This is a genomic window from Falsirhodobacter xinxiangensis (genome assembly GCF_004959935.1).
Lineage (GTDB): Bacteria > Pseudomonadota > Alphaproteobacteria > Rhodobacterales > Rhodobacteraceae > Falsirhodobacter > Falsirhodobacter xinxiangensis.
In genome coordinates, this window is record NZ_SMYN01000002.1 from 56,774 (window position 1) to 82,165 (window position 25,392).

Genomic DNA, 25,392 nt, shown 5'->3' on the forward strand with positions numbered 1-25,392 from the left:
ATTGACCCTGCGCGCCGCCTCTGGCATCCCGGGGGCGACAGACAGGACGTGTATGATGAACCTCTTCTCCGAACTCCGCACCCTTGTGACCGAGGCGATCGCCGCGATGCAGGCGGCGGGCGAACTGCCCGAGGGGCTCGACCTGACCGCCGTCGCGGTGGAGCCGCCGCGTGATGCGGCCCATGGTGACATGGCGACCAACGCCGCGATGGTGCTGGCCAAGCCCGCCGGGAAGCAGCCGCGCCAGATCGCCGAGGGGCTGGCCGCGCGCCTGTCCGCCGATCCGCGCATCACGGCGGTCGAGGTGGCGGGGCCGGGGTTCCTGAACCTGCGGCTGGACAAGGCGCTGTGGCAGCGGCTGGTGGCGGCGGTCCTGTCGCAAGGCGATGAATACGGGCGCAGCGCCATCGGTGCGGGCACCAAGGTGAACATCGAATTTGTCTCGGCCAACCCGACGGGTCCGATGCATGTCGGCCATACGCGCGGCGCGGTGGTGGGCGATGCGCTGGCGCGGCTTCTGGCCTTTGCCGGCTGGGACGTGACGCGCGAATACTACATCAACGATGGCGGCGCGCAGGTCGATGTGCTGGCGCGTTCGGCATACGAGCGTTACCGCGAGGCGAACGGACTGGAGCCGGAGATCCGCGAAGGGCTTTACCCCGGCGATTATCTGATCCCGGTGGGCGAGGCGCTGAAGGAAGCCTATGGCACCGCTCTGTTGGACAAGCCCGAAAGCGAATGGCTGATCACGATCCGCGATTTCGCCGTGCGGCGGATGATGGCGATGATCCGCGAGGATCTGGCCGCGCTGAACGTCAAGATGGACGTCTATTCGTCGGAAAAGGCGCTCTATGGCACCGGCAAGATCGAGGCGGCGCTGGACCGTCTGCGGGCGCTGGACCTGATCTATGAAGGCGTGCTGGAGCCGCCGAAGGGCAAGACCCCCGAGGATTGGGAGCCGCGCGAACAGACGCTGTTCCGCTCCACCGCGCATGGCGACGACGTGGACCGTCCGGTGATGAAGTCCGATGGGTCCTGGACCTATTTCGCGCCCGACATCGCCTACCATTATGACAAGGTCGAACGCGGCTTCGATCAGTTGATCGACATTTTCGGCGCGGATCATGGCGGTTACGTAAAACGGATGAAGGCGGCCGTCGCGGCGCTGTCGAACGGTCGCGTGCCGCTGGACATCAAGCTGATCCAGCTGGTGAAGCTGTGGAAGAACGGCGAGCCCTTCAAGATGTCCAAGCGGGCCGGGACCTTCGTGACCCTGCGCGACGTGGTCGAACAGGTGGGCGCGGACGTGACGCGGTTCGTGATGCTGACCCGCAAGAACGATGCGGCGCTGGATTTCGATTTCGACAAGGTGCTGGAACAGTCCAAGGACAACCCGGTCTTCTACGTCCAGTATGCCAGCGCCCGGATCAACTCTGTCATCCGCAAGGCTACGGTCGAGGTGGATGATCTGACGCTGGCCGGGGCGGATATGACGCTGCTGGACCACGATGCCGAGATCGGGCTGGCGAAGAAGCTGGCCGAATGGCCGCGTCTGGTCGAGATCGCCGCCCGCAGCAACGAGCCGCATCGCATCGCTTTCTATCTTTACGAACTGGCGTCGGACTTCCACGCGCTGTGGAACCGCGGCAATGACGATACGTCGTTGCGGTTCGTGCAGGAGGATGCGGGCATCACCCAAGCAAAAATCGGCCTCGCACGGGCCACGGGCGTTGTGATTTCCAACGGTTTGGGTATCTTGGGTGTCACACCGGCCCGGGAAATGCGCTGATAAAAGCCACCCACCGGTTCAGAGCAGGCAGGGCGGATCAACCGCCGCATTGGGGCAGTGGGCATGGCCGAGATTGACTATGACGATTTCGATGGCGCGGAATACGCGCCCGCGAGACCGCTGCGCGTCCAGCGCATCATCAACATCGCCGGGGCCGTATCCTCGGTCGCGATGGTGGTGGGGCTTGGCATCTGGGGCTATCAGGTCGCCGTTCGCGACGTGACCGGCATTCCCGTGGTTCGTGCGCTGGAAGGTCCGATGCGGATCGCCCCCGAGGACCCGGGCGGCGAGATCGCCGCGCATCAGGGCCTTGCCGTGAACGCGATCGCCGCCGTGGGCAGCGCGCTTCCGGGCGGCGAGGAGATCACCCTTGCCCCGCGCGCCGCGCAACTGGACATGGCCGACGGGCCGGGGTTGGAGGGGATAGAGCCTGACGCCGCCATCATGCAGGCCGTGGCCGAGGCGAACGGGACCGGCAGCGTGGCGATGCCCGCACGCCTTCCCGCCCCGCCGACCGAACCTGCGCGCGAGGATGTGGAACAGACCGGTGCCGCTTCGGTCGATGGCGAGCCGATCGACGGCTTGGTGATCGCCGCCCCGGTGATTGACCCGACGCTGATCCCGCCGGAACTGAAGGAAGAAGACATCCCGCCCGCGCCCGCAGGGGCCGTGACCCGCTCGCCCCGCCCGCCATCGCGGCCGGGCGGCGTGCAGGTGGCAGCAGCGAGCCCGGCGGCGGCGCCCGCGCGCGAGGTTGCCTCGACCACGCTGAAATCCGGCGAGCGGCTGGTGCAGCTTGGTGCCTTCGACAACGAAGAACAGGCGCGGCGCGAATGGGACCGCCTGACCAGCCAATTCGGCAACTTGCTGAGCGAGAAAGGCCGTGTCGTCCAGCAGGCGCAAAGCGGGGGGCGGACCTTCTATCGCCTGCGCGCCAACGGCTTCGCGGACGAGGCCGATGCGCGGCGCTTCTGTTCGGCGCTGCTGGCCGAGAACGCCGCCTGTATTCCCGTCGCGAACCGATGACCCACGGGGCGGCGATCTTCGGCTGCGACGGGCTCACGCTCGGCGCGGATGAAAGGGCATTCTTCCGCGACGCGGACCCGTTCGGCTTCATCCTGTTCGGTCGGAATGTCGAGACCCCGGATCAGGTGCGCGCGCTTTGTGCCGCGCTGCGCGAGGCCGTGGGGCGCGATGCGCCGATCCTCGTTGATCAGGAGGGTGGACGCGTGCAGCGTCTGCGCGGCCCGCACTGGCGCGAATGGCAGCCGCCGCTGGAGGTGGGTTCGCGCGATCCGGTCGCGGCGATGCGGCTGCGGTCCCGGATCATCGCTGCCGAACTGCGCGGGGTCGGGATCGACGCGAACTGTGCCCCGGTGGCCGATATTGCCGGCGATGCGACGCATCCGTTTCTGCGCAACCGCTGCTATGGCACCGACGTTGCAACGGTAACCGCATTGGCGCGGGCCGCGGCAGAGGGGCATTTGGAGCAGGGCGTTCTGCCCATCATCAAACATATGCCGGGCCATGGCCGCGCGACGGCGGATTCGCACAAGGACCTGCCCACCGTAACTGCCGATCCTGAGGATCTGCGACAAACCGATTTCGCGCCCTTCCGCGCCTTGAACCATCTGCCGATGGCGATGACCGCGCATATCGTCTTCCGCGCTTTCGATGACCGACCCGCCACCTGTTCGCCCACGATGATCCGCCTGATCCGCGAGGAGATCGGATTTGACGGGTTGCTGATGACCGACGACATCTCGATGGAAGCGTTGGCCGGCACGATCCCGGAGCGGACGGCAGCGGCGCTTTCAGCCGGCTGCGATGTGGTGCTGCATTGCAATGGCGATCTGGCCGAACGCGTCGCCGTGGCGGATGTCGCCGGTCGCATGAGCGCCGATGCCGCGCGCCGGGGCGATGCCGCGCTGGCAATGCGCCGCGCGCCCGAAAGCGTTGACATGGCGGCACTGGATGCCGAACTATCGGACCTTCTGATCGGATAGACGATGGTGGATGCTGCTGACGTAGCCGAGCGGCTTGAGGCCGAGGCGCTGATCGTGGACGTCCGGGGCTTCGAGGGGCCGCTGGACCTGCTTCTGTCGCTGTCGCGCACCCAGAAGGTCGATCTGCGGCAGATTTCCGTTCTGGAACTGGCCGAGCAATATCTGCGCTTCGTCGACGAGGCGAAGGCGCTGCGGATCGAACTTGCGGCGGACTATCTGGTGATGGCGGCTTGGCTCGCCTATCTCAAATCCCGCCTGCTTCTGCCGCCCGATCCGACCGAGGAAGGCCCGAGCGCCGAGGATCTGGCCGCGCATCTGGCCTTTCAGCTTGAACGGCTGTCGGCCATGCGCGAGGCAGCGGCGATGCTGATGGCGCGCGACCAGCGCGGCCGTGACTTTTTCGCGCGCGGGCTTCCAGAAGAAGTCACACGCAACCGCCGCATCACCTATTCCGCCAGCCTGCTGGACCTCATGCGTGCCTATGCCCGCCTGCGCACGAAGGACGAGTTTCGGCCATTCGTCATGGACCGGGACCACGTGTTCACGATGGAACAGGCGCTGGACCGGATGCGCGGGTTTCTTGGCACGTTGGTCGATTGGTCGGACCTGACCGAATGGCTGCCCGAGGGCTGGGACGGGCATCCGATGCGCCGCCGTTCCTCCACCGCTGCCCATTTCGCGGCGATGCTTGAAATGGCCAAACGCGGGCAGATCGAACTCCGGCAGGGCGACACCTTTGCCCCCATCCAGATCCGGAGGCGCGCATGAGCCTTTTCGCGCCCCCCGCCATGGATGCCCAGGAGCGCATGGTCGAGGCGATCCTGTTCGCCGCTGCCGAACCGGTGACGATCGCCGAGCTTGCTTCGCGGATGCCGCATGGTTGCGATCCCGCCGAGGCGCTGACCCATCTGCGCCGCAGATACGAGGGGCGGGGCGTCGCGCTGCTGCGGATCGGCGACAGCTATGCCTTCCGGACCGCGCCGGACCTGTCGCACCTGATGCAGCGCGACGTGGTCGAGACGCGCAAGCTGTCCCGCGCTGCGATCGAAACACTGGCCATCGTCGCTTATCACCAGCCCGTCACCCGCGCCGAGATCGAGGAGATCCGCGGCGTTGCGGTCAGCCGTGGCACCGTCGATCAGCTGTTGGAGCTGGAATGGATCAGGCTCGGACGCCGCCGGATGACGCCGGGCCGCCCGGTGACTTTCGTCGTGACCGAACAGTTCCTGGACCATTTCGGGCTGGAATCCGCGCGCGATCTGCCCGGGCTGAAGGAACTTCGCGAAGCGGGGCTGCTTGACAACAGGCCCCCGCCGGGGGGCAATGCAGCAGAGCCTGACGAGGATGAGAGCCCGTCCGGGCAAAGCGAACTTTTCGAGGATTGAGCGATGAAGATGAATGGCATTCTGCGCAAGTTGATCGTGATGGCGCTGCCGTTTCTGATCAAGAAGGGCACCGACTACGTCGCGAAGCGCGGCACGACCACCACCAGCACGGCGGGAAGCAAGCAACTTCAGACCTCCGCCCGCTCCACCGCGAAACGTGCGCGGCAGGCGGCGAAGGTCACTCGCAAGATGCGTTAGCGAAAGTGCTTGGACAGCTTCAAACCCTGTCCTTGATAATTCGATGCGATACCGGCGCCGTAGAGTATATCCGGCGGCGCCGACATGCGCTCGTAAACCAGCCGCCCGACGACCTGACCGTGTTCCAGCACGAAGGGCGCCTCGTGGCAGCGCACCTCCAGCACGCCGCGCGACCCTGCGCCGGTGCCGTGGCCGAAGCCGGGATCGAAGAAACCGGCGTAATGCACCCGAAACTCGCCCACCATCGCCAGATAGGGGGCCATTTCGGCGGCGTGGTCGGGCGGAATCGTCACCGCCTCGCGGCTGACGAGGATATAGAACGCACCGGGATCGAGGATGATATGGCCGTCAGTCGCGCGCACCTCCTCCCAGAAGTCGAAGGCGGGATAGTGGCCGATCCGGCCAAGGTCGATCACGCCGGTGTGTGGCTTGGCCCGCCAGCCCACGAGGCCGCGTTCCAGATCGACCGAAAAACCAAGCCCGCCCGAGATCACGGGCGTGTCCGGCACAAGCGGTGTCTGCGCGTGAAGGCACGCAAGCTCGGCATCCGACAGCACGGCCTGACCCTGGCGCAGCCGCAACTGGTTCAGGCGCATCCCGGGGCGGACCAGCACCGAAAAGCTGCGCGGGCAAACTTCGGCCCAGAGGGGGCCATGATAACCGTCCGCGATCCGGTCGAACTCCACCCCGCCATCCGTGATGGTGCGCGTCAGCAGATCGAGGCGACCCGTGGAACTTTTGGCGTTCGCAACGGCGCTGATACCCGGCGGCAGCGCCAGCCGCTCCATCAGGGGGATGACATAGACGCAGCCCTTCTCCAGCACCGCGCCATCGGTCAGATCGATCCGGTGCATCTCGAATTCCGCGATTCGCTCTTGCACGGAACGTCCGCGTCCCGCGAGGAAGCTGGCCCGCACCCGATAGGCATGGGTGCCCAGCCGTAGATCGACACTGGCGGGCTGCACCTGTTCGTCCAGAACGTCCGGCGTGGCGGCGATGATGCCGCGGGCGATCAGGTTGCGCAGCGTCTGCGCAGGAAGAACACCGGTCATAAATACCCCCAGAAACAGCGAAAGCCGCCCGTTTGAACGGACGGCTTTCGGTGATGGTCGGGCCGGCGAGATTCGAACTCGCGGCCTTCCGCCCCCCAGACGGACGCGCTAACCAGGCTGCGCCACGGCCCGACACGGGGCGATACATAACGATATTCCGGGCAGGGGCAAGCCGGAAATCGCATTTGTTTCGCGCTATCTTGCGGTTGATGCGATACGTTCGCGAAGCGCGGAAAATGCGGCGCGGATTTGCCGTGCAGCCGCGTCGTTCAAGCTGCCCGAGGGCAGGTCGCGAAGCCGTGCAATGGCCGTCGAGGCGGTGATGGGCGCCCCCTGCACACGCAGCCGCTCGGCCCGGTGAAGGGCCGCCGCAGCATCACCTGCGCCAAGCGGCGGCGTCTCTGCATCATCGGGGGCGACGGTGTCGGTCGCAAAGGCCCAGTCCGATTCGCCGCTTGCGGCGGCGCGGACAGGGAAGTGATGCACTTCGGCAGTGTGGATTTCTTCCTCGACCTCTACGAAGGCGGCTTCTTCAGCCGCGCTTCCAAGCGAGGCGACATGGCGCACGCCCTGTTCGCGCAGGATTTTCTGCACGCCGCGGATGGTCATGCCATCATCATGCAAAAGCCGCCGGATGCCCGACAAAAGCGCAATGTCGGACGGGCGGTAATAACGCCGTCCGCCCGCCCGCTTCACGGGTTTGATCTGTAGAAACCGGCTTTCCCAGAATCGCAGCACATGGGCCGGTGTCTGGAGGATATCGGCCACCTCGCTGATCGTGCGGAAGGCCTCTGCCGATTTCTCCATGATATCCTCGTGTTACTTCTTGGTCCCTGCGACCACGCGGTCCTTCATAAGGTGCGACGGGCGGAAGGTCAGCACGCGGCGCGGGCTGATCGGCACTTCGTCGCCGGTCTTGGGATTGCGCCCGACCCGCGCAGATTTGTCGCGCACCGAAAACGTGCCGAAGCTGGAAATCTTGACCGTGTCGCCCGATGCCAAAGCGTCGGAGACATGTTGAAGCACGCTTTCGACCAGCTGTGCGGATTCGTTTCGTGACAACCCGACCTCGCGGAATACCGCTTCGCTCAGGTCCATGCGTGTAAGAGTCTTGTCGCTCATTCCCATTCCCCCCGAATGTGTTCCGAAAGGATGAGGCTGATGGTTTCCGCTGTCAATATCAACAACTTGCAGTTGCCGCTTTACCAGCGGATGACGACGGAGCCCCAGGCAAGGCCGCCGCCGATCGCCTCGGTCACGACGACGTCGCCTTGCTTGATCTGGCCGCGCTGCTTGCCCACCGACAGTGCCAGCGGGATCGACGCCGCCGATGTGTTGCCATGGTCCTGCACGGTCACGACGACCTTGTCCATCGGCAGTCCCATCCGCTGTGCGGTGGCCGAGATGATGCGCAGGTTGGCCTGATGCGGCACGATCCAGTCAACGTCCTCGGCCGTCAGCCCGGCCTTGTCCAGCGCGGCATGGGCGGTCGCCGCCAGCTTTTCGACAGCGTGGCGGAAGACTTCCTTGCCCTGCATCTTCAGAACGCCCGTCTTGCCGGTCGAAGTGCCGCCGTCGACGTAAAGCAGGTCGCGGTAACGCCCATCGCTGTGCAGATCGCCCGCTAGGATGCCGCGTTCGCCTTCCTCGGCCTCCAGCACCAGCGCGCCCGCGCCGTCACCGAACAGGACTGAGGTGGTCCGATCTTCCCAATCCATCAGCCGAGAGAATGTCTCGGCCCCGATGACCAGCACGCGCTTCGCCTGACCCGAACGGATCAGACCGTCGGCATTGGTCAGCGCAAAGATGAAGCCGGCACAGACTGCTTGCACGTCGAATGCGAAGCCCTGGGTCATACCCAGTTCCGCCTGAACCATCGTCGCGGCCGAGGGGAAGGTGAAATCGGGGGTCGAGGTCGCCACGATCACCGCGTCGATGTCGGCGACATCCATCCCGGCATCGGCCAGTGCGGCGCGGGCGGCGCGGGCGGCAATGTCGGCGGTCGTCTGACCTTCGGCCACGAAATGCCGCCGCTCGATTCCGGTGCGGCTGCGAATCCACTCGTCGGACGTCTCGATCCGGGCTTCGAATTCTGCGTTGGGGACCACACGGTCGGGCAGGTAGTGCCCGACGCCCCTGACCACGGCGCGCAATGTCATCCGGCGGATCCGTCCATTGTTTTCATTGTCGTTTCCCCCGAGGGCATCGCCGATGCGACCCGCGCCGCAAGCCGGTCGTTGAACCCGGATTTCGCAAGCTGGAATGCAAGCTTGATCGCGGCGGAAACGCCGGTCGCATCGGACGAACCGTGGGATTTCACGACGGTTCCATTAAGACCAAGAAACACGCCGCCATTCACGCGGCGCGGATCGATCCGCTTTTGCAGACGCTTCAGTGAGGTCAGTGCAAGAACGGCGGCCATTTTCGACAGGAAGGTCGCGCGAAACGCGTCCTTCAGGAAATCGGAGACCAGCTTTGCCGTGCCTTCGCCCGTCTTCAGCGCGATATTGCCGGTAAAGCCGTCAGTGACGATCACATCGCAGCGGTTGCCGGGGATATCCCCGCCCTCGACGAAGCCGACATATTCATAGCTGCCACGCTCGGAATGAGCGGCGATCAGGTCATGCGCCTGCTTCAGCTCGGCCCGGCCCTTATGTTCCTCGGTGCCGACATTCAGCAGGCCGACGCGGGGGCGGGCAAGCTCCATGCCGTTGCGGGCATAGGATGTGCCCATCAGCGCATATTGCAGCAGGTCTTCGGGTTCGGCCTTGATGTCGGCGCCCACGTCCAGCATCACGTTGAAGCCGCCGGGGTTGCGCGAAGGCCAGAGGCAGGCGATGGCAGGGCGGTTCACACCCGGCATCTTGCGAAGGCGCACCATCGAAATGGCCATCAGCGCGCCGGTATTGCCGCAGGAGACAGCAACGCTCGCCTCTCCGTTCTTCACGCTGTCGATGGCCGACCACATGGACGTGCCGCTGCCGTGACGCATCACCTGGCTGGGCTTGTCATGCATGGTGACGACGCGCGGCGCATGGCGCAGGTCGTAACGGCCCGCCACAATCTTGTGCTTTGCCAGCAGACGCGAAAGCTCCCCTTCGTCCCCGTGCAGGATGAAGTGGATGTCGGGGTTCTTGCTGGCGGAGTCGACAAGCCCGGCCACTACGGCAGCCGGGCCCCTGTCGCCGCCCATGGCGTCGACGGAAATGACGACCTTGCCTACGCCGGCGGCCGGAATGTTCGCATCATTGGACATCTCGGGCAGGCGCGGCGACACGGCCTCAGGCCGCGTCTTCGTCCAGATCGACTTCGGTCGCGGTCGAAACGACTTCACGTGCGTCGTAATGGCCGCATGCGCCGCAAACGTGGTGCGGACGCTTCAGTTCGCCGCAGTTCGGGCAATCGGACGGGTTGGACGCGACCAGTGCGTCGTGCGAGCGGCGCATGTTGCGGCGCGATTTGGTGACTCGGTTCTGCGGGACAGCCATTGTCTCGACCTCAGATTTATGAGGGGACGTGCCCCTGTTTGCCTCTTGGATCAGACATTTGGCCCATCCGGGCAACGCAAGATCCATACGTTCGATGAGGCGCGGAACATAGCGAAATCCCGCGCCGTTGCAAGCCCCTTTTCAGCCGTCCTTGCCAAGCTTGTCCTTCAGCGCCTGAAGCCCGGCAAAGGGCTTGAGGTCGGCATCGGTAAGCGGCACTTCGCCCGGTGCGGCATGGACGGCCTCGCCCAGTTCCGCCCCATTGGCACGGGGATAGGGGGGCAGGGCAAGCGAAAGTTCTTCGACCGCGACCTCGCCCATGTCGATCACCTCGGGCAAAGGCTCGATGTCTTCTTCGGGAATCTCCACCTCGGCGGCGTCCGGCACGGTGAAATCGGCGCTATAGCGGCGGCTGACGCGGGTTTCGATCTTCGTGACCACCGGCTCTAGCGTGACGATGCAGGGCTGTTCCACCGTGGCGGTCAACGTGGCTTCCAGAAGGAAGTCGTTCTTCCGGTCGGCGCGAATCTCTCCCTCGAACCGCAGGGCGCGGACGGCGGTGATTTCCAGATCCTTCGCGATCGCGGCGCGGGTGGCGGCATCGGGCGATAGGGCAAAGCGTTGCGGTTTGCGCGTCGGAAGGCTGGCCACGCGGAAGGGTTGGCTCAGCGGCAGATCGGTCATGCTGGCGCATCCTTTCTTGAACAAGTGCGCTGCCTTCTGGTAAGCCATCGGCAAATCCGGCAACGTCCGGTTGGAATTATGGGGCCGCGGCCCGCAAGGCAAGGGGTGGGCATGGGTCTGGCAGGACGGATGACGGCGGCAGGGGCAACGGCCCGCCGCGGCCTTCTTGGCGGTGTGCTTCTGGTGACGGTGGCGTGTTCCCCCGTCTATCGCAACCACGGATATGTCCCGACCGAGGTCGACCTGCGCGAAGTGCAGATCGGCGACACGCGGGACGATGTCGCAGCCGCCATCGGTCGTCCGGCAACGGCGGCACTGCTGAATGACAGCGGCTGGTATTACATACAAAGCCGCTTCCGTCATTTCGGGCTGCGCCAACCGCAAGAGGTCGAGCGTGAGGTTCTGGCCGTCTCCTTCACCCCCGATGGCCGCGTGCAGAATATCGAACGTTTCGGGCTGGATCAGGGCGTGATCGTTCCGCTGTCGCGCCGTGTGACCACGACCAGCATTCAGGGCAGCAGCTTCCTTCGGCAGCTGTTCGGATCGGTCGGCCGTCTGCGGGCCGACCAGATCCTTGAAGATTAATCGGGTTTGAAGTCCAGCGACACGCCGTTGATGCAGTAACGCAGCCCCGTGGGCTGTGGCCCGTCGGGAAAGACATGACCCAGATGGGCCTCGCATTTGGCGCAATGGACCTCGATCCGCTGCATCCCGTGCGAATCGTCCCGCATCATGGCGACGGCGTCACCATCGCGCGGGGCGAAGAAACTGGGCCAGCCGCAATGGCTTTCGTATTTGGTGTCCTGCTCGAACAACGGCTCGCCGCAGCAGACGCAGGTGAAGGTTCCGGCCTCTTTCGGAAAGCCCGGATGGCTTCCGGCGCGTTCCGTTCCGTGTTGGCGGGTCACGCGATACTGTTCGGGGGTCAGTTGTTCGCGCCACTCGGCATCGGTCTTTTCGATCTTGTCGGTCATGCGGTTCTCCTCTCGGCTTGCGCGGCGGCCGGTTTCGCCAATATCTAGGGAGGGCAGGCGGTTTCGCCAAGATGAGGGCATCCATGCCGCCGCTGATCCGGGGCCGATACACCATCCGCACGGGCGAGGGCGCGAGCGATCTGCGTCGCGCGCAGACGCTTCGCACGCTGGCCTTCGGCACCAAGCAGCTGGACAGCGATGCGCATGACGCGCTCTGCACCCATCTTCTGGTCGAGGATGGGCAGGATCTTGTCGCCTGCCTGCGTCTGATGACTCTGGAGCCGCAGGAGATCGAAGCCAGCTATTCCGCCCAGTTCTACGACCTGTCGGGGCTGAAGGGCTTTCCCGGCCCGCTGGTCGAGATGGGACGCTTCTGCATCGCGCCCGACCGCCATGACCCCGACATCCTGCGCGCGGCCTGGGCAGCGGTCACAGGGCTGGTGGACGGGGTTTCGGCGCAACTTCTGTTCGGCTGTTCATCCTTTCACGGCACGGACCCCGCGCCTTATGGGCATGCCTTCGCGGCGCTTGCCCGTTCGCATATCGTGCCTGAGGCATGGCGTCCCGGCATCCGCGCGCCGGAGGTCCATGATTTCGTCACCGGCGCGGGCGAGCCGGACATGCGTCAGGCGACACAGACCTTGCCGCCCTTGCTGCGGACCTACCTCGCGATGGGGGGGTGGGTGTCCGACCACGCCGTCATCGACCGCGCGATGAACACGCTGCATGTCTTCACCGGGCTGGAGATCGCGCGCATCCCGCCCGCGCGGGCGCGGTTGTTGCGCGCGGTTTCAGGCTAGGCCAACCATGCGCCGGACATCCTCCGGCGTGGCACCTTCGGCGCGATAGGCGGCGATGGCCCGGGCATCGTCGCGCTTTGCCAGCCGTTTGCCAGTCTCGTCGCGGATCAGACGGTGGTGGTGGAAACGGATGGCGGGCAGGTCCAGCAGTTTGCCCAGCAGCACATGGATCGGCGTCGCGGCGAACAGGTCCGCGCCGCGTACGGCTTCGCTGACGTTCTGGAACGCATCGTCCACCACCACGGCAAGGTGATAGGCCGCGCCCATCGTGCGGCGCGACAGGACAACGTCGCCGATGTCTTCGACCATGCGGGTGGGGCGATGCTCGCCCGCGAAAATCCCCGTCTCGGTAAAGGAAAGCGGGCCGGTCAGGTTCAGGGCCGCCGCCATGTCCAAACGCACGGCATCGTCGGGGCCGGGGCGGCGGTGCAGGGCGCGGCAGGTGCCGGGGTAGATCAGCCCGTCCGGCCCTTCCTGCGGTGCGGTCTGCGCCGCTCTTATGTCCGCCCGGCTACAGGTGCAGGCATAGGTCACGCCCATCTCCCCCAGCCGTGCCAGCGCCGTGTCATAGGCGTCAAGGCGGGTGGACTGGAACAGCGGCTCGGGCCAATCCAGCCCAAGCCAGCGGAGGTCGTCATAGATGCCCCGCACCCATTCAGGGCGCGAGCGACCTTGGTCCAGATCTTCGATCCGAAGCAGGAATGTGCCTTCCGTCGCCCGGTCCCACGCGGTCAGCGCGGAAAAGGCGTGGCCCAGATGCAATGGCCCCGTCGGCGACGGGGCAAAGCGGTTCACATAGCCAGCCATTCGGTGAAGGCTTCCTTGGCTCGGTCGGTATAGGCCTTGTAACGGTCCTTGCGGCCCCGGCGTCCGCCCTTCGCCTCGATCGGCGGGAACAGGCCAAAGTTCACGTTCATCGGCTGGAAGGTCTTCGCCTCGGCCCCGCCGGTGATGTGGGTGATCAGCGCGCCCGTCGCGGTGTCGGGCGGTGGCGGCGGCAGGTCACGGCCAAGGATCTCTGCCGCAGCCATCCGGCCCGCCAGAAGCCCCATCGCGGCGCTTTCAACGTAACCCTCGACGCCCGTGACCTGACCCGCGAATCGGATATTCGGGCGCGAGCGAAGGCGCATCCGGTCGTCCAGCAATGTGGGCGAGTTCAGGAAGGTGTTGCGGTGGATGCCGCCAAGACGGGCAAAGCTTGCGTTTTCAAGCCCGGGAATCATCCTGAAAACATCGGTTTGCGCGCCATACTTCATCTTCGTCTGGAACCCGACGATGTTGTAGAGCGTGCCCAGCTTGTTGTCGCGGCGCAGCTGCACCACGGCATAGGGCTTCACGTCGGGGTTATGCGGATTGGTCAATCCGATGGGCTTCATCGGCCCGAAGCGCGGCGTCTCGCGCCCGCGTTCGGCCATCACCTCGATCGGCAGGCAGCCGTCGAAATAACCCGCCGTCTCGCCCTCGCGGAACTCGGCCTTGTCGGCAGCCAGCATGGCGTCGATGAAAGCTTCGTATTGTGCCTTGTCCATGGGGCAGTTGACGTAAGCCGTCCGCTCCTCCTCCGTCTCGCCCTTGTCATAGCGGGACTGGAGCCACGCGACGTTCATGTCCACGCTATCGGCATAGACGATAGGCGCGATCGCGTCGAAGAAAGCGAGGCTGTCCGCGCCCGTTTCGGCCCTGATCGACTCGGCCAGCGTGCCGGAGGTAAGCGGTCCCGTCGCGATGATCCACGCACCGTCCGAGGGAAGGCTCGTCACCTCCTCGTCCACGATGGAGACCAAAGGATGTTCGCGCAGCTTGGCCGTTACGCTTTCGGCAAAGGGATCGCGGTCCACGGCCAAGGCCCCTCCCGCGGGGATGCGATGCGCCTCGGCCATCGCCATGATCAGCCCGTTCGCCGCGCGCATCTCCCAATGCAGCAGGCCCACCGCGTTCCGTTCGTCATCATCCGAACGGAAGGAGTTGGAGCAGACCATCTCGGCCAGCGAGCCGGTGCGATGGGCGAAGGTGCCGACGGTGGGCCGCATCTCGTGCAGCACCACCTTCACGCCCATCTGCGCGGCCTGCCATGCAGCCTCGGACCCGGCCATGCCGCCGCCCACGATATGAAGTTCCTGTGTCATGGCGCATCTCATACCCCTGCGGGTGCAAGATGCGCAAGATCAGGCCTCGTCCTCGGCTTGTTCGGCAATACGCGCGACCGACACGACATGCTCGCCCGCCGCCGTGTTGAACACCCGAACGCCCCCAGCCGACCGCGAGCGGAAGCTGATCTGGTCCACTGGAACCCGGATCGACTGCCCGGTCGATGTGGCAAGCATGATCTGGTCCGCCGCATCCACCGGGAAGGAAGCGACCAGCGCACCGCCCCGCATCGCGCCGTCCATCGCCTTGACCCCCATGCCGCCGCGCCCGCGCACCGGGTAATCGTGGCTGGAGGACAGCTTGCCCGAGCCTTGGGCGGTGATCGTCAGGATCAGATCCTCGGCCGCCGACATTTCGGCATAGCGTTCCTGCGAAAGCTGGCCCGCCTCGATGCCTTCGTCATCCTCGCCCTCATCCTCGGTCACGCCAGCCATCAGGCGGCGCTGCTTCAGATAGGCGGCGCGTTCGGCCGGATCGGCCTCGAAATGGCGGATGACGGACATGGAGACGACATGGTCCCCCTCGCCAAGGCGGATGCCGCGCACACCGGTGGAATCGCGGCCCTTGAAGATACGCACATCCGTTGTAGGGAAGCGGATCGCACGGCCCGCATCGGTCACCAGCATCACGTCGTCATTCTCGTCCGCGATACGCACGTTCACGAGGCTGACGTTTTCCGGCAGTTTCATCGCGATCTTGCCGTTGCGCATGACGTTGGTGAAATCGGACAGCGCGTTGCGCCGCACATCGCCTTCGCTGGTCGCGAAGACCAGTTGCAGGTTGTCCCATTCCGCCTCCGGCTCGTCGATGGCCAGAAGGGCTGCGATGGAGACGCCTGGCGTGATCGGCAAGATGTTGACCATCGCCTTGCCGCGCGCCTGACGGCCCGCCAAAGGCAAGCGCCACGTCTTCAGCTTGTAGACCATGCCGTCGGTCGTGAAGAACAGAAGCTGCGTGTGGGTATTCGCCACGAACAGCGTCGTCACCACGTCGTCTTCCTTGGTGGACATGGACCCGATGCCCTTGCCGCCACGGTTCTGGCTGCGGAACTCGGCCAGCGGGGTGCGTTTGATGTAACCGCCCGAGGTGATGGTCACGACCATGTCCTCGCGCTCGATCAGGTCCTCGTCCTCCATGTCGCCGGCCCAATCGACGATTTCGGTGCGACGCGGGACGGCGAACAGGTCGCGCACTTCGCGCAACTCGTTCGAGATGATCGCCATGATGCGATCGCGCGATCCAAGGATTTCCAAGTAATCCCGGATCTTTGCGGCAAGTTCCTGAAGCTCGTCCGTAACTTCCTTCACGCCCATTGCAGTCAGGCGTTGCAGGCGCAGTTCCAGAATGGCGCGGGCTTGCGCTTCGGACAGGTTGTAGGTCCCGTCCTCGTTCACCGTATGGGTCGGATCGTCGATCAGGCGGATGTAGTCGGCGATGTCATGCGCGGGCCAACGACGGGTCATCAGCTTTTCGCGCGCCTCGGCCGGGTCGGCAGAGGAGCGGATGGTCGCCACGATCTCGTCCACGTTCGACACGGCAACGGCCAGACCGCACAGGATATGGCTGCGTTCGCGCGCCTTGCGCAGTTCGAACGCGGTGCGGCGGGCGACCACATCCTCGCGGAACATGATGAAATAGGACAGGAAGTCCCGCAGCATCAGCTGTTCGGGGCGCCCGCCGTTCAGCGCCAGCATGTTGCAGCCGAACGAGGTCTGCATCGGGGTGAAACGCCAAAGCTGGTTCAGCACCACATCCGGCGTCGCGTCGCGTTTCAGTTCGATCACCACGCGCACGCCGATCCGGTCGGATTCGTCGGCCACGCCCGAGATGCCCTCGATCTTCTTCTCGCGCACCATCTCGGCGATCTTCTCGATCATCGAGGATTTGTTCACCTGATATGGGATCTCGTCGATGACGATGGCGTAGCGGTCCTTGCGGATTTCCTCGACACGCGTCTTGCAGCGGATGATGACGCTGCCGCGACCTTCCAGATATGCCTTCCGCGCGCCCGAACGGCCAAGGATGATGCCGCCGGTGGGGAAGTCCGGGGCGGGGATGATCTCCATCAGCGCCTCGGTCGACATGTCGGGATTTTCGATCAGCGCGAGCGTCCCGTCGATGACCTCGCCAAGGTTATGCGGCGGGATGTTGGTCGCCATGCCGACGGCGATGCCGCCCGCGCCGTTGACCAGCATGTTCGGAAAACGGGCGGGCAGGACCGTCGGCTCGCGGTCCTTGCCATCGTAGTTGTCCTGGAAGTCGACGGTTTCCTTGTCGATATCTGCCAGAAGGAAGGCGGCGGGCCTGTCCATCCGCACTTCGGTGTAACGCATGGCCGCGGCGCTGTCGCCGTCCATGGACCCGAAGTTGCCCTGACCGTCCAGCAGCTTCAGCGACATCGAGAACGGCTGCGCCATCCGCACCAGCGCGTCATAGATCGCGCTATCGCCGTGGGGGTGGTATTTCCCCATCGTATCGCCCACCGGACGCGCCGATTTGCGATAAGGCTTGTCGTGGCTGTTCCCGGATTCGTTCATCGCATGAAGGATGCGGCGGTGGACGGGTTTCAACCCATCGCGCAGGTCCGGAATGGCGCGAGAGACGATTACGCTCATCGCATAGTCCAGATAGGCCGTCTTCATCTCCTCGGCGATGGAGATCTGCGGGTGCGAAGAACCAGGGCGTTCCGGGTTTTCGCTGGCGTTATCAGGGACTTCTGGGATGTCGGTCACGTCTGCGCGCTCTCTCGTCTTAAGGTGGCGCGACTATAGCGGCAGGCTGTGCGCGTGACAATGGCAGCCGGACCGGCTGGCTGCCAACAGATTGTTTTCCTTGTAATTTACCTGCGTTGTCACATCATCTTCAAAAATGGAGGTGCGCGATGCGCGAGACGGAGATGATGCTGAACGGCTATGGTCTGACGCTGGCGGAGTTCACCTATCGAATGCCGGACCATCGCCATGTGCTGAACACCTATGTCTGGCAGGATTATGACCTTGCGCCGGACTATCCCGTCCTGTTCCGCTTCATCGAGTTCTGGCAGGAAAAGATCGACGGTCCGCTCCACTCCGTCCGCTTCACCCACCGCAAATTGATCGGACCGGGCGAATGGCGGAACGTCGTGGGCGAATTCCGCATCCACTAGATCAGGCGGACCTGCGTGCCGACGGGGGCAAGGGCGAACAACTCCTCGACATGCTCGTTGTAAAGCCCGACGCAGCCCGAGGAGGAGGGCCGCCCGATCTTGCGGGTGTCATGTGTGCCGTGGATGATATAGGCGGGCCAGCTCAGATACATTGCGTGGGTTCCAAGCGGGTTCGACGGCCCCGGTTCGACATAATCGGGCAGGGTGGGATCGCGGCGTTTCATGTCCGCCGTGGGCCGCCAGTCCGGGCCGACGCGCTTGCGTGTGATGGAGGTATAGCCGCGTTTCGTCAGTTCCTCGGACATCGGGATGGAACTGGGATACAGGCGATAGTCGCCGTTCGGGCCCCACCAATGCAGCGCGCGCGAGGTGAAGTCCGCCACGATCGCGCCTTTGCCGATGCTGCCGAAATGGTCCTGCCAGTCCTGCGTGCGGAAGCTGGAGGTGTTGCTCTGCACCGTCTGCGCCCGCAGGATGGCCGGGGTTGCAAGAACGGCCAGTCCAGCCAAAAGAACGGTGCGTCGCTGCGTCATCTCTGTCTCCATCGTTGTGGATGAAGAAAATCGTTGCCTCGGTGGGGTTTTGCCAATCACGCCCGCGCGAGTGGACGTTTTGCCGCATCAGAAACTGCGGGTGGGCCTGTCGAACACCTTGCGACCCATCAGCGAGGCGACAAGGTCCACCATGACCTTCGCCGTCTTGCCGCGTTCATCCAGGAACGGGTTCAATTCAACCAGATCCAGCGAGGTGACGAGGCTGCTTTCGTGAAGCAGTTCCATGACCAGATGCGCCTCGCGGAAGGTGGTGCCGCCGGGGACGGTGGTCCCGACCGCCGGTGCGATGGATGGGTCGAGGAAATCCACGTCCAGCGACACATGCAGCATCCCATTCGCGGCCCGAACCCGGTCAAGAAAGGCGCGCAGGGGTGCCACGATGCCCTGTTCGTCCAGCACGCGCATGTCGTTGATCTCGATCTCGTGCGTGAGCAGGGCAGCATGTTCGCCGGGGTCGACCGACCGGATGCCGAACAGGCAGATGTTCTGTGCCGCGATCGGCTCGGGGAAGGGCGGGAACAGATCGAAGCCCGCGCGCCCCGCGATATAGGCGACAGGTGTGCCATGCAGATTGCCGGACGTGGTGGTGTCCGGCGTGTGGAAATCGGAATGCGCGTCCAGCCACAGAAGGAACAGCGGCCGCCCGACCGCCTTGGCATGCGCCGCCGCCCCGGCGACCGAGCCGAGGGCCAGCGAATGATCGCCCCCCATGACGATCGGAAAGCCTTCGGCCATCGCGTTCTGGACGGCGGCGGACAGCGCCTCGGTCCAGGCGATGGTTTCGGGCAGGCAATGCAGCGCCGCGTTGGGGTGGGTCACCTCGCGCAGCGGTGCGTGGACCACATCCCCGCGGTCGGTCGCCTTGTGTCCAAGGGTCGTCAGCATCTGCGCGATACCCGCCACGCGATAGGCGGCGGGACCCATCAGGCAGCCGGGCCGACGTTGGCCGCTGTCGATGGGCGCGCCGATAAGGATGCAGGATTTCAGCATGGCGGTTCTCCTCTATGCGCACCTTCCCGTGACTTTGGCGCGATTGTCCATTCAATCCAGTGACGATTTTGCATAATTGGTCGCAAAGCCAAGCGAAGGAGCCCGGCAAGATGATCGTCGAACTTGGACATTTCGCGCTGATCCTCGCGCTTTGCGTGGCGGTGGTCCAGTCGGTGATCCCGCTGATCGGGGCGCAAAGGGGCTGGTCCGGCTGGATGGCGGTGGGCGATCTGGCGGCGAATATCCAGTTCCTGCTGGTCGCGGCATCCTTCGCGGCGCTGACTGTGGCGTTCGTGACGTCGGATTTCTCGCTGAAGTTGGTGGTTGAAAATTCGCATACGCTGAAGCCGCTCATCTACAAGATTTCGGGCGTTTGGGGGAACCACGAGGGGTCGCTCCTGCTCTGGGTGCTGATCCTTGCGCTGTTCGGGGCATCGGCGGTGTGGTTCGGAGGCAACCTGCCACCACGGCTGCGTGCAAGGGTGCTGGCGGTGCAGGGGATGATCGGCGTGGCGTTCATGCTGTTCATGCTGCTGACCTCGAACCCGTTCCTGCGGCTGGCCGTGCCGCCCTTCGATGGGCAGGATCTGAACCCGCTGCTTCAGGACCCGGGTTTGGCCTTCCATCCGCCGTTCCTCTATCTTGGCTATGTCGGGCTGAGCATGTCGTTCAGCTTTGCCGTCGCCGCGCTGATCGAAGGCCGCGTCGATGCCGCATGGGGCCGCTGGGTGCGCCCGTGGACGCTGGCGGCATGGGTGTTTCTGACCATCGGCATCGCGCTTGGATCGTGGTGGGCCTATTACGAGCTTGGCTGGGGCGGTTTCTGGTTCTGGGACCCGGTGGAAAATGCCAGCTTCATGCCGTGGCTGATCGCAGCGGCGCTGCTGCATTCCGCCATCGTGGTCGAGAAGCGGGAGTCGTTGAAGGCGTGGACGATCCTGCTGGCGATCCTCGCCTTCGGATTCTCGCTGATCGGCACGTTCATCGTGCGGTCGGGAGTCATCACCTCGGTCCACGCCTTTGCCAACGACCCCGAGCGTGGGGTGTTCATCTTGCTGATCCTAGGTGTCTTCATGGGCGGCGCGCTGACGCTGTTCGCGGCGCGGGCGGGGTCGATGGAGGCGAAGGGCGTCTTTTCCACCGTCAGCCGGGAATCCGGACTGGTGCTGAACAACCTGCTGCTGACGGTTGCATCCTTCGTGGTGTTCATCGGCACGATCTGGCCGTTGTTGGCCGAAATCCTGTGGGGCCGCACCCTGTCGGTCGGTGCGCCGTTCTTCAACGCGGCCTTCACGCCCTTTGCCATCGCCATCGCCATCGCGCTTCCCGTGGGCGGGCTGATCCCTTGGAAGCGGGCCGAAATCCGCCGCGCCTTGTGGTTGCTGCGCGGGGTGCTGGTGCTTGCGGTTGCCCTTGGCGCCCTGGCCTGGGCGATGCAGACGGGCCGGTCGGCGCTGGCCCCTCTGGGGCTTGGGCTTGGGGCATGGGTCGTTTTCGGCGCGGTGGTGGATATCTGGCAGCGCACCGGACGCGGCGCTTTGCAAGAGCGCCTGCGCCGCCTGCGCCGTTTGCCGCGCGCGGATTGGGGCAAGGCGATCTCTCATGCCGGGTTTGGCGTGACGACTTTTGCCGTTGCCGCGATCACCGCCTGGCAGGTCGAGGATATCCGCGTCGTGCAGGAAGGCGGCAGCTTCGATCTTGGCCGCTATACCGTCACGCTGGACGATGTCGAGGAGACGCAGGGTCCGAACTACCTGACCACGATGGCGACAATGACGCTGTCGCAGGGTGGGGACGTGATCGCCGTGCTGCAGCCGGAAAAGCGGTTCTATCCCGTCGCCCGCATGCCGACGACCGAGGCGGCCATCGACTACGGCTTCTTGCGCGATGTCTATCTGGTGATCGGTGACGAGCAGGACGCGGGTGGCTGGGCCGTTCGCAGCTATATCAAACCGTTCGCGAACTGGATTTGGGGCGGGTCGTTCCTGATGGCGCTTGGCGGCTGTTTCAGCCTGTCGGATCGTCGGTATCGCGTCGCAGCAGGGGCGCGCCGTCCGCAAGGGGTGCCCGCCGAATGATCCGCGTGCTGGTTCTTTCGCTGCTGCTGGCCGGGCCCGCCTTTGCGGTCCAACCGGGGGAAATGCTGTCCGATCCGGAGCTGGAGGCGCGGGCGCGCGAGATTTCCAAGGGGCTGCGCTGTCCGGTCTGCCGGAACGAGAATATCGACGACAGCAACGCAACCATCGCCTCGGACCTGCGCCTTCTGGTGCGCGAGCGGTTGGTGGCGGGCGACGACGATCAGCAGGTCGTCGATTTCGTTGTGGATCGCTATGGCGAATATGTGCTTCTGAATCCCGTCGCGCGTGGCGCGGGGATGCTTTTGTGGATCGCCGGACCGCTGATGCTGCTGGGCGGTGGCGCGGTTGCACTGACCTATCTGCGCCGCCGCCGTCCGGTTCAGGACACCCCGTTGAGCGAGGAAGAGCGCGCTCGGCTGGACGCGCTTCTGAAGGACTAACGAGAGGGCGTCGGCACCGCTTCGCGCGGGGCGCCCTTCAGCAGCAACGCGCCCGCGATGGCCGACAGGAACGATCCCGCAAGCACGCCCATCTTGAGCTCGTTCTGAAGCAGCGCGTCGCCGGGGAAAGACAGAAGGCCGATGAACAGGCTCATGGTGAATCCGATGCCGCAAAGCACCGACACGCCATAGACCTGCCGCCACGTCGCGTTCTTTGGCACATCGGCCCAGCCCGCCTTGACCACCAGCCAGACGGTCGAAAAAACGCCGATCTGCTTGCCAAGGAACAGGCCGGCCGCGATGCCTAGCGGAACCGGGTCCAGCAGGTTCGCAAAGCTCATCCCCGCAAAGGACACGCCTGCATTGGCGAAGCCGAAGATCGGCACGATGATGAACGTGACCCAAGGCGCGATCGCATGTTCCAGCCGGTGCAGCGGGGAGGTTGCGTCGTCGGGTGTCGAGCGCGAGGTCTTGAGCGGAATCGTCAGCGCCAGAACCACGCCTGCGATGGTGGCATGGACGCCCGATTGGAGGGTCAGGAACCAGAGCGCGGCGCCAAGCACCAGATATGGCAGGAGGCGTGTCACCCCGCCGCGGTTCATCAATATCAGGACCGCCGTCACCGTGCCTGCACCGGCCAGCGCCGCCAGGTCGATCTGCGCGGTATAGAACAGCGCGATGATGACCACTGCCCCCAGATCGTCAATGATGGCCAGCGCCGCCAGAAACACCCGCAGGGAGATCGGCACCGATGGCCCAAGCAGGGACAGAACGCCCAGCGCGAAGGCGATATCGGTCGCCGACGGGATCGCCCAGCCGTTCGGATGTCCGCCATCGACATTCGCGGCCAGATAGAATAGCGCAGGCACGGCCATGCCACCCAGTGCCGCCGCGCCGGGCAGGATGCGGCGGGGCCAGCTGGATAGCTGCCCGTCCAGCATCTCGCGCTTGATCTCCAATCCGACCATCAGGAAAAAGACCGCCATCAGCGCATCGTTCACCCAGTGCAGAACCGAGAGCCCGCCGACATAGACGTGCAGCAGGTGTTCGTATTGATGCCCAAGCGGCGAATTCGCCACGATCAGCGCCAAAGCCGCCGCCGCCATCAGAACGATCCCCCCGGCCGAGGCGGAGGAGATGAAACGTCGCAGGACGGAGGCAGGTTTGGCGGTGGTCATGGAAACTCCCTTTTCCCGCCCGGATCATAAGGGGCGGGAAAGGGCGGTCCAGCGAAATCGCTCAGGCGCCGCGTGCCAGCGCAGCGACCCCCGTGCGCGCGATTTCCCGCAGTCCAAGCGGGCGCATCAGCTCGGCAAAGGCGTCGATTTTTTCCGGCGTGCCGGTGATTTCGAACACGAAGCTTTCAAGCGTCGAATCGACGACATTGGCGCGGAAGATCTCGGCCAGACGCAGCGCCTCGATCCGCTGATCGCCCTTTCCCGCCACCTTGAACAGCGCCAGTTCGCGCTGGACGGCGGGGCCTTCGACGGTCAGGTCGTGAACCTCGTGCACGGGGACCAGACGGCCAAGCTGGGCCTTGATCTGTTCGATCACCGGGGCGGTTCCCGTGGTTACGACGGTAATGCGCGACCGGTGGCCCTGATGGTCCACCTCGGCCACCGTCAGGCTTTCGATGTTGTAGCCGCGCCCCGAGAACAGGCCGATCACGCGAGCCAGAACACCGCTTTCGTTATCGACCAGCACGGCCAGCGTATGGCTTTCGATGATCTCGCCATTGGGATCGCGCAGGTCGTAGGCGGAATGGCTGGACGCGCCCTTCTTGATGTTCAGCATGGTCTTTTCCTTACACCAGCGCCGCGCCCTTGGCGCCGATGACGCCCTGCGTCTCGGCCTCGCCCAGCAGCATTTCGTTATGCGGCTTGCCCGATGGGATCATCGGGAAGCAGTTCTCGTGTTTCTCGACAAGGCAGTCGAAGATCACCGGGCCGTCATAGGCCAGCATCTCCATGATCGCGTCGTCCAGATCGGCCGGGTTGTCGCAGCGGATCCCCTTGCAGCCGAACGCCTCGGCCAGCTTCACGAAATCGGGCAGGCTTTCGGACCAGCTGTGCGAATAGCGCTGGCCGTGCAGCAGGTCCTGCCACTGGCGCACCATGCCCAGACGTTCGTTGTTCAGGATGAACTGCTTGACCGGGGCGCGGAACTGCATCGCAGTGCCCATTTCCTGCATGTTCATCAGCCACGATGCCTCGCCCGCGACGTTGATGACCAGCGCCTCGGGGTGGGCGACCTGAACGCCGATGGAGGCGGGCAGGCCGTAGCCCATGGTGCCCAGCCCGCCCGAGGTCATCCAGCGGTTCGGCTGGTCGAAATGCAGGTATTGCGCCGCCCACATCTGGTGCTGGCCCACCTCGGTCGTGATGTAGCGGTCGCGGCCACGGGTCAGCGCCTCCAGCCGTTCCAGCGCGTATTGCGGCTTGATGGTCTTTTGCGACGGTTTGTAGTCGAGGCAGCGGATCGCCTGCCAATCGCGGATCTGTCCCCACCATTTCGCGACCGCCTTGCGGTTGACACGGCTGCCGCGCTGTTTCCACAGGGCCAGCACGTCCTCCAGCACATTGGCGACGTCGCCAAGGATCGGCACGTCCACGCGGATGATCTTGTTGATCGACGAGGCCTCGATGTCGATATGGACCTTCTTCGATCCGGGCGAGAAATCCGCGACACGCCCGGTGATGCGGTCGTCGAAGCGCGCGCCGATGTTGAACATCGCATCGCACCCATGCATCACGAGGTTCGCCTCGTAGGTGCCGTGCATCCCCAGCATCCCCAGCCACAGCTTGCCGCTGGCGGGATAGGCACCCAGCCCCATGAGCGTGGACGTCACGGGAAAGCCCGTCGCCTCGGACAGCTCGCGCAGCAGTTCCGACGCGCGGGGGCCGGAGTTGATGACGCCGCCGCCGGTATAGAAGACCGGGCGTTCGGCGGTCTCGATCATTTCGACCATGCGTTCGATCATCGCCGGGTCGCCCTTGACGGTCGGAGCATAGTGACGCGGTTTCGAAGCGGTCGGCTCGACATAGTCCGCGGTCGCGAACTGCACGTCCTTCGGAATGTCGATCAGAACCGGACCGGGGCGGCCCGATGTCGCGACGTGGAAGCCGTTGTGGATCGTCTCGGCCAGTTTGGCCGTGTCCTTGACCAGCCAGTTGTGCTTGGTGCAGGCGCGGGTGATGCCGACGGTATCGGCCTCCTGGAACCCGTCGGTGCCGATCAGGAAGGTCGGCACCTGACCAGACAGCACGACCAGCGGGATGGAATCGAGCAACGCATCCGTCAGGCCCGTCACGGCGTTCGTCGCACCGGGGCCAGAGGTCACCAGAACCACGCCGGGTTTGCCGGTCGAACGGGCATAGCCTTCGGCCATGTGGACCGCGCCCTGTTCGTGGCGCACGAGGATATGCTTGATTTCGTTCTGCTGAAAGATCTCGTCATAGATCGGAAGGACGGCGCCACCGGGGTAGCCGAAGACCACCTCGACCCCCTGATCCCTCAGGGCCTGAACCACCATCTTCGCGCCGCTCATCTGCGTCATATGTCCGTCCTTCCTCGCCTCTTTCGCAGCAAAAAGCCCCCGAGTTCATCGGGGGCGCATGGGAACCGTTATGGTCAACCGTTACCGGCCCATGCGCGCATCCCC

General features: G+C 64.7%; 27 protein-coding genes and 1 tRNA gene. 11 read left to right on the forward strand and 17 right to left on the reverse strand.

Annotated elements, in window-relative coordinates:
- The first annotated feature begins 55 nt into the window (after positions 1-55).
- The 6 genes from argS to E2K76_RS02455 all read left to right on the forward strand — a co-directional run bounded on the left by argS (position 56) and on the right by E2K76_RS02455 (position 5,378).
- Positions 56-1,789: an arginine--tRNA ligase gene (gene argS / locus E2K76_RS02430; protein WP_136682682.1), complete on the forward strand. Its 1,734-nt coding sequence runs from the start codon at positions 56-58 to the stop codon at positions 1,787-1,789.
- Between the two features lie 63 nt (positions 1,790-1,852).
- A complete protein-coding gene (locus tag E2K76_RS02435; protein ID WP_136682683.1) occupies positions 1,853-2,815 on the forward strand; it encodes an SPOR domain-containing protein in 963 nt (320 codons plus the stop codon).
- A complete protein-coding gene (gene nagZ / locus E2K76_RS02440) occupies positions 2,812-3,795 on the forward strand; it encodes a beta-N-acetylhexosaminidase (protein ID WP_136682684.1) in 984 nt (327 codons plus the stop codon). The genes E2K76_RS02435 and nagZ overlap by 4 nt, the downstream gene beginning before the upstream one ends.
- A 3-nt stretch (positions 3,796-3,798) precedes the next feature.
- Positions 3,799-4,563 (forward strand): segregation and condensation protein A, encoded by a 765-nt coding sequence (locus tag E2K76_RS02445; protein ID WP_136682685.1) that lies wholly within the window; start codon positions 3,799-3,801, stop codon positions 4,561-4,563.
- Positions 4,560-5,180: an SMC-Scp complex subunit ScpB gene (gene scpB, locus E2K76_RS02450; RefSeq protein WP_136682686.1), complete on the forward strand. Its 621-nt coding sequence runs from the start codon at positions 4,560-4,562 to the stop codon at positions 5,178-5,180. Before E2K76_RS02445 ends, scpB begins: the two co-directional genes overlap by 4 nt.
- 3 nt (positions 5,181-5,183) lie before the next feature.
- Positions 5,184-5,378, forward strand: coding sequence for a hypothetical protein (locus tag E2K76_RS02455; protein WP_136682687.1), 195 nt, complete (start codon positions 5,184-5,186; stop codon positions 5,376-5,378).
- Here E2K76_RS02455 and E2K76_RS02460 read toward each other — a convergent pair.
- The 8 genes from E2K76_RS02460 to E2K76_RS02495 form a co-directional block, all read right to left on the reverse strand.
- Positions 5,375-6,430, reverse strand: a complete 1,056-nt coding sequence (locus tag E2K76_RS02460; RefSeq protein ID WP_136682688.1) for a 2'-deoxycytidine 5'-triphosphate deaminase — start codon at positions 6,428-6,430, stop codon at positions 5,375-5,377. The two genes, E2K76_RS02455 and E2K76_RS02460, sit on opposite strands and share 4 nt — an antisense overlap.
- A gap of 54 nt (positions 6,431-6,484) precedes the next feature.
- A tRNA-Pro gene (locus E2K76_RS02465) sits at positions 6,485-6,562 on the reverse strand.
- 63 nt (positions 6,563-6,625) lie between these two features.
- Positions 6,626-7,237, reverse strand: a complete 612-nt coding sequence (locus E2K76_RS20740; protein WP_246032865.1) for a MerR family transcriptional regulator — start codon at positions 7,235-7,237, stop codon at positions 6,626-6,628.
- A 12-nt stretch (positions 7,238-7,249) separates the two neighbouring features.
- Positions 7,250-7,552: an integration host factor subunit alpha gene (gene ihfA, locus E2K76_RS02475; RefSeq protein ID WP_136682689.1), complete on the reverse strand. Its 303-nt coding sequence runs from the start codon at positions 7,550-7,552 to the stop codon at positions 7,250-7,252.
- An 80-nt stretch (positions 7,553-7,632) separates the two neighbouring features.
- Entirely contained in the window at positions 7,633-8,589 is a 957-nt protein-coding gene (locus E2K76_RS02480) for a beta-ketoacyl-ACP synthase III (protein WP_136682690.1), read from the reverse strand.
- On the reverse strand, positions 8,586-9,686 hold the full coding sequence (plsX, locus tag E2K76_RS02485; protein ID WP_136682988.1) for a phosphate acyltransferase PlsX: 1,101 nt from the start codon (positions 9,684-9,686) through the stop codon (positions 8,586-8,588). The genes E2K76_RS02480 and plsX overlap by 4 nt, the downstream gene beginning before the upstream one ends.
- A gap of 25 nt (positions 9,687-9,711) precedes the next feature.
- Positions 9,712-9,918, reverse strand: coding sequence for a 50S ribosomal protein L32 (rpmF, locus tag E2K76_RS02490; protein WP_136682691.1), 207 nt, complete (start codon positions 9,916-9,918; stop codon positions 9,712-9,714).
- A gap of 141 nt (positions 9,919-10,059) precedes the next feature.
- The gene (locus E2K76_RS02495; protein ID WP_136682692.1) at positions 10,060-10,602 is read right to left on the reverse strand and encodes a YceD family protein; all 543 of its coding nucleotides are present in this window, start codon (positions 10,600-10,602) and stop codon (positions 10,060-10,062) included.
- Positions 10,603-10,719: 117 nt separating this feature from the next.
- On the opposite strand from E2K76_RS02495, the gene E2K76_RS02500 reads away from it, so the two are divergent.
- Positions 10,720-11,187, forward strand: a complete 468-nt coding sequence (locus E2K76_RS02500) for an outer membrane protein assembly factor BamE (RefSeq protein WP_394343924.1) — start codon at positions 10,720-10,722, stop codon at positions 11,185-11,187.
- Here the strand turns inward: E2K76_RS02500 and msrB are convergent.
- Complete coding sequence (gene msrB / locus E2K76_RS02505; protein ID WP_136682693.1) at positions 11,184-11,576, reverse strand: peptide-methionine (R)-S-oxide reductase MsrB; 393 nt, start codon at positions 11,574-11,576, stop codon at positions 11,184-11,186. The genes E2K76_RS02500 and msrB overlap by 4 nt on opposite strands.
- Positions 11,577-11,659: 83 nt before the next feature.
- On the opposite strand from msrB, the gene E2K76_RS02510 reads away from it, so the two are divergent.
- Positions 11,660-12,376: a GNAT family N-acetyltransferase gene (locus E2K76_RS02510; protein ID WP_136682694.1), complete on the forward strand. Its 717-nt coding sequence runs from the start codon at positions 11,660-11,662 to the stop codon at positions 12,374-12,376.
- On the opposite strand, the gene gluQRS is transcribed toward E2K76_RS02510, so the two are convergent.
- The 3 genes from gluQRS to gyrA are packed head-to-tail and all read right to left on the reverse strand — an operon-like array spanning position 12,368 to position 17,256.
- Positions 12,368-13,183: a tRNA glutamyl-Q(34) synthetase GluQRS gene (gluQRS, locus tag E2K76_RS02515; RefSeq protein WP_136682695.1), complete on the reverse strand. Its 816-nt coding sequence runs from the start codon at positions 13,181-13,183 to the stop codon at positions 12,368-12,370. The two genes, E2K76_RS02510 and gluQRS, sit on opposite strands and share 9 nt — an antisense overlap.
- Positions 13,168-14,502: a methylenetetrahydrofolate--tRNA-(uracil(54)-C(5))-methyltransferase (FADH(2)-oxidizing) TrmFO gene (gene trmFO, locus E2K76_RS02520; protein WP_136682696.1), complete on the reverse strand. Its 1,335-nt coding sequence runs from the start codon at positions 14,500-14,502 to the stop codon at positions 13,168-13,170. Before trmFO ends, gluQRS begins: the two co-directional genes overlap by 16 nt.
- A gap of 39 nt (positions 14,503-14,541) precedes the next feature.
- A complete protein-coding gene (gyrA, locus tag E2K76_RS02525; RefSeq protein ID WP_136682697.1) occupies positions 14,542-17,256 on the reverse strand; it encodes a DNA gyrase subunit A in 2,715 nt (904 codons plus the stop codon).
- Positions 17,257-17,405: 149 nt separating this feature from the next.
- Here gyrA and E2K76_RS02530 point away from each other — a divergent pair, with 149 nt between their 5' ends.
- Positions 17,406-17,669: an usg protein gene (locus E2K76_RS02530; protein ID WP_136682698.1), complete on the forward strand. Its 264-nt coding sequence runs from the start codon at positions 17,406-17,408 to the stop codon at positions 17,667-17,669.
- Here the strand turns inward: E2K76_RS02530 and E2K76_RS02535 are convergent.
- On the reverse strand, positions 17,666-18,214 hold the full coding sequence (locus E2K76_RS02535; RefSeq protein ID WP_136682699.1) for a L,D-transpeptidase: 549 nt from the start codon (positions 18,212-18,214) through the stop codon (positions 17,666-17,668). The two genes, E2K76_RS02530 and E2K76_RS02535, sit on opposite strands and share 4 nt — an antisense overlap.
- Before the next feature lie 75 nt (positions 18,215-18,289).
- Positions 18,290-19,213, reverse strand: coding sequence for an arginase (rocF, locus tag E2K76_RS02540; protein WP_136682700.1), 924 nt, complete (start codon positions 19,211-19,213; stop codon positions 18,290-18,292).
- A 110-nt stretch (positions 19,214-19,323) separates the two neighbouring features.
- On the opposite strand from rocF, the gene E2K76_RS02545 reads away from it, so the two are divergent.
- Positions 19,324-21,291 (forward strand): heme lyase CcmF/NrfE family subunit, encoded by a 1,968-nt coding sequence (locus E2K76_RS02545; RefSeq protein ID WP_136682701.1) that lies wholly within the window; start codon positions 19,324-19,326, stop codon positions 21,289-21,291.
- Positions 21,288-21,731, forward strand: a complete 444-nt coding sequence (locus E2K76_RS02550) for a cytochrome c-type biogenesis protein (RefSeq protein WP_136682702.1) — start codon at positions 21,288-21,290, stop codon at positions 21,729-21,731. Before E2K76_RS02545 ends, E2K76_RS02550 begins: the two co-directional genes overlap by 4 nt.
- Here the strand turns inward: E2K76_RS02550 and nhaA are convergent.
- From nhaA to E2K76_RS02565, 3 genes are all read right to left on the reverse strand, one after another.
- Positions 21,728-22,909, reverse strand: a complete 1,182-nt coding sequence (gene nhaA / locus E2K76_RS02555; RefSeq protein ID WP_136682703.1) for a Na+/H+ antiporter NhaA — start codon at positions 22,907-22,909, stop codon at positions 21,728-21,730. The two genes, E2K76_RS02550 and nhaA, sit on opposite strands and share 4 nt — an antisense overlap.
- A 61-nt stretch (positions 22,910-22,970) precedes the next feature.
- A complete protein-coding gene (gene ilvN / locus E2K76_RS02560) occupies positions 22,971-23,525 on the reverse strand; it encodes an acetolactate synthase small subunit (protein ID WP_136682704.1) in 555 nt (184 codons plus the stop codon).
- Between the two features lie 10 nt (positions 23,526-23,535).
- Positions 23,536-25,287, reverse strand: a complete 1,752-nt coding sequence (locus E2K76_RS02565; protein ID WP_136682705.1) for an acetolactate synthase 3 large subunit — start codon at positions 25,285-25,287, stop codon at positions 23,536-23,538.
- Between the last annotated feature and the right edge of the window lie 105 nt (positions 25,288-25,392).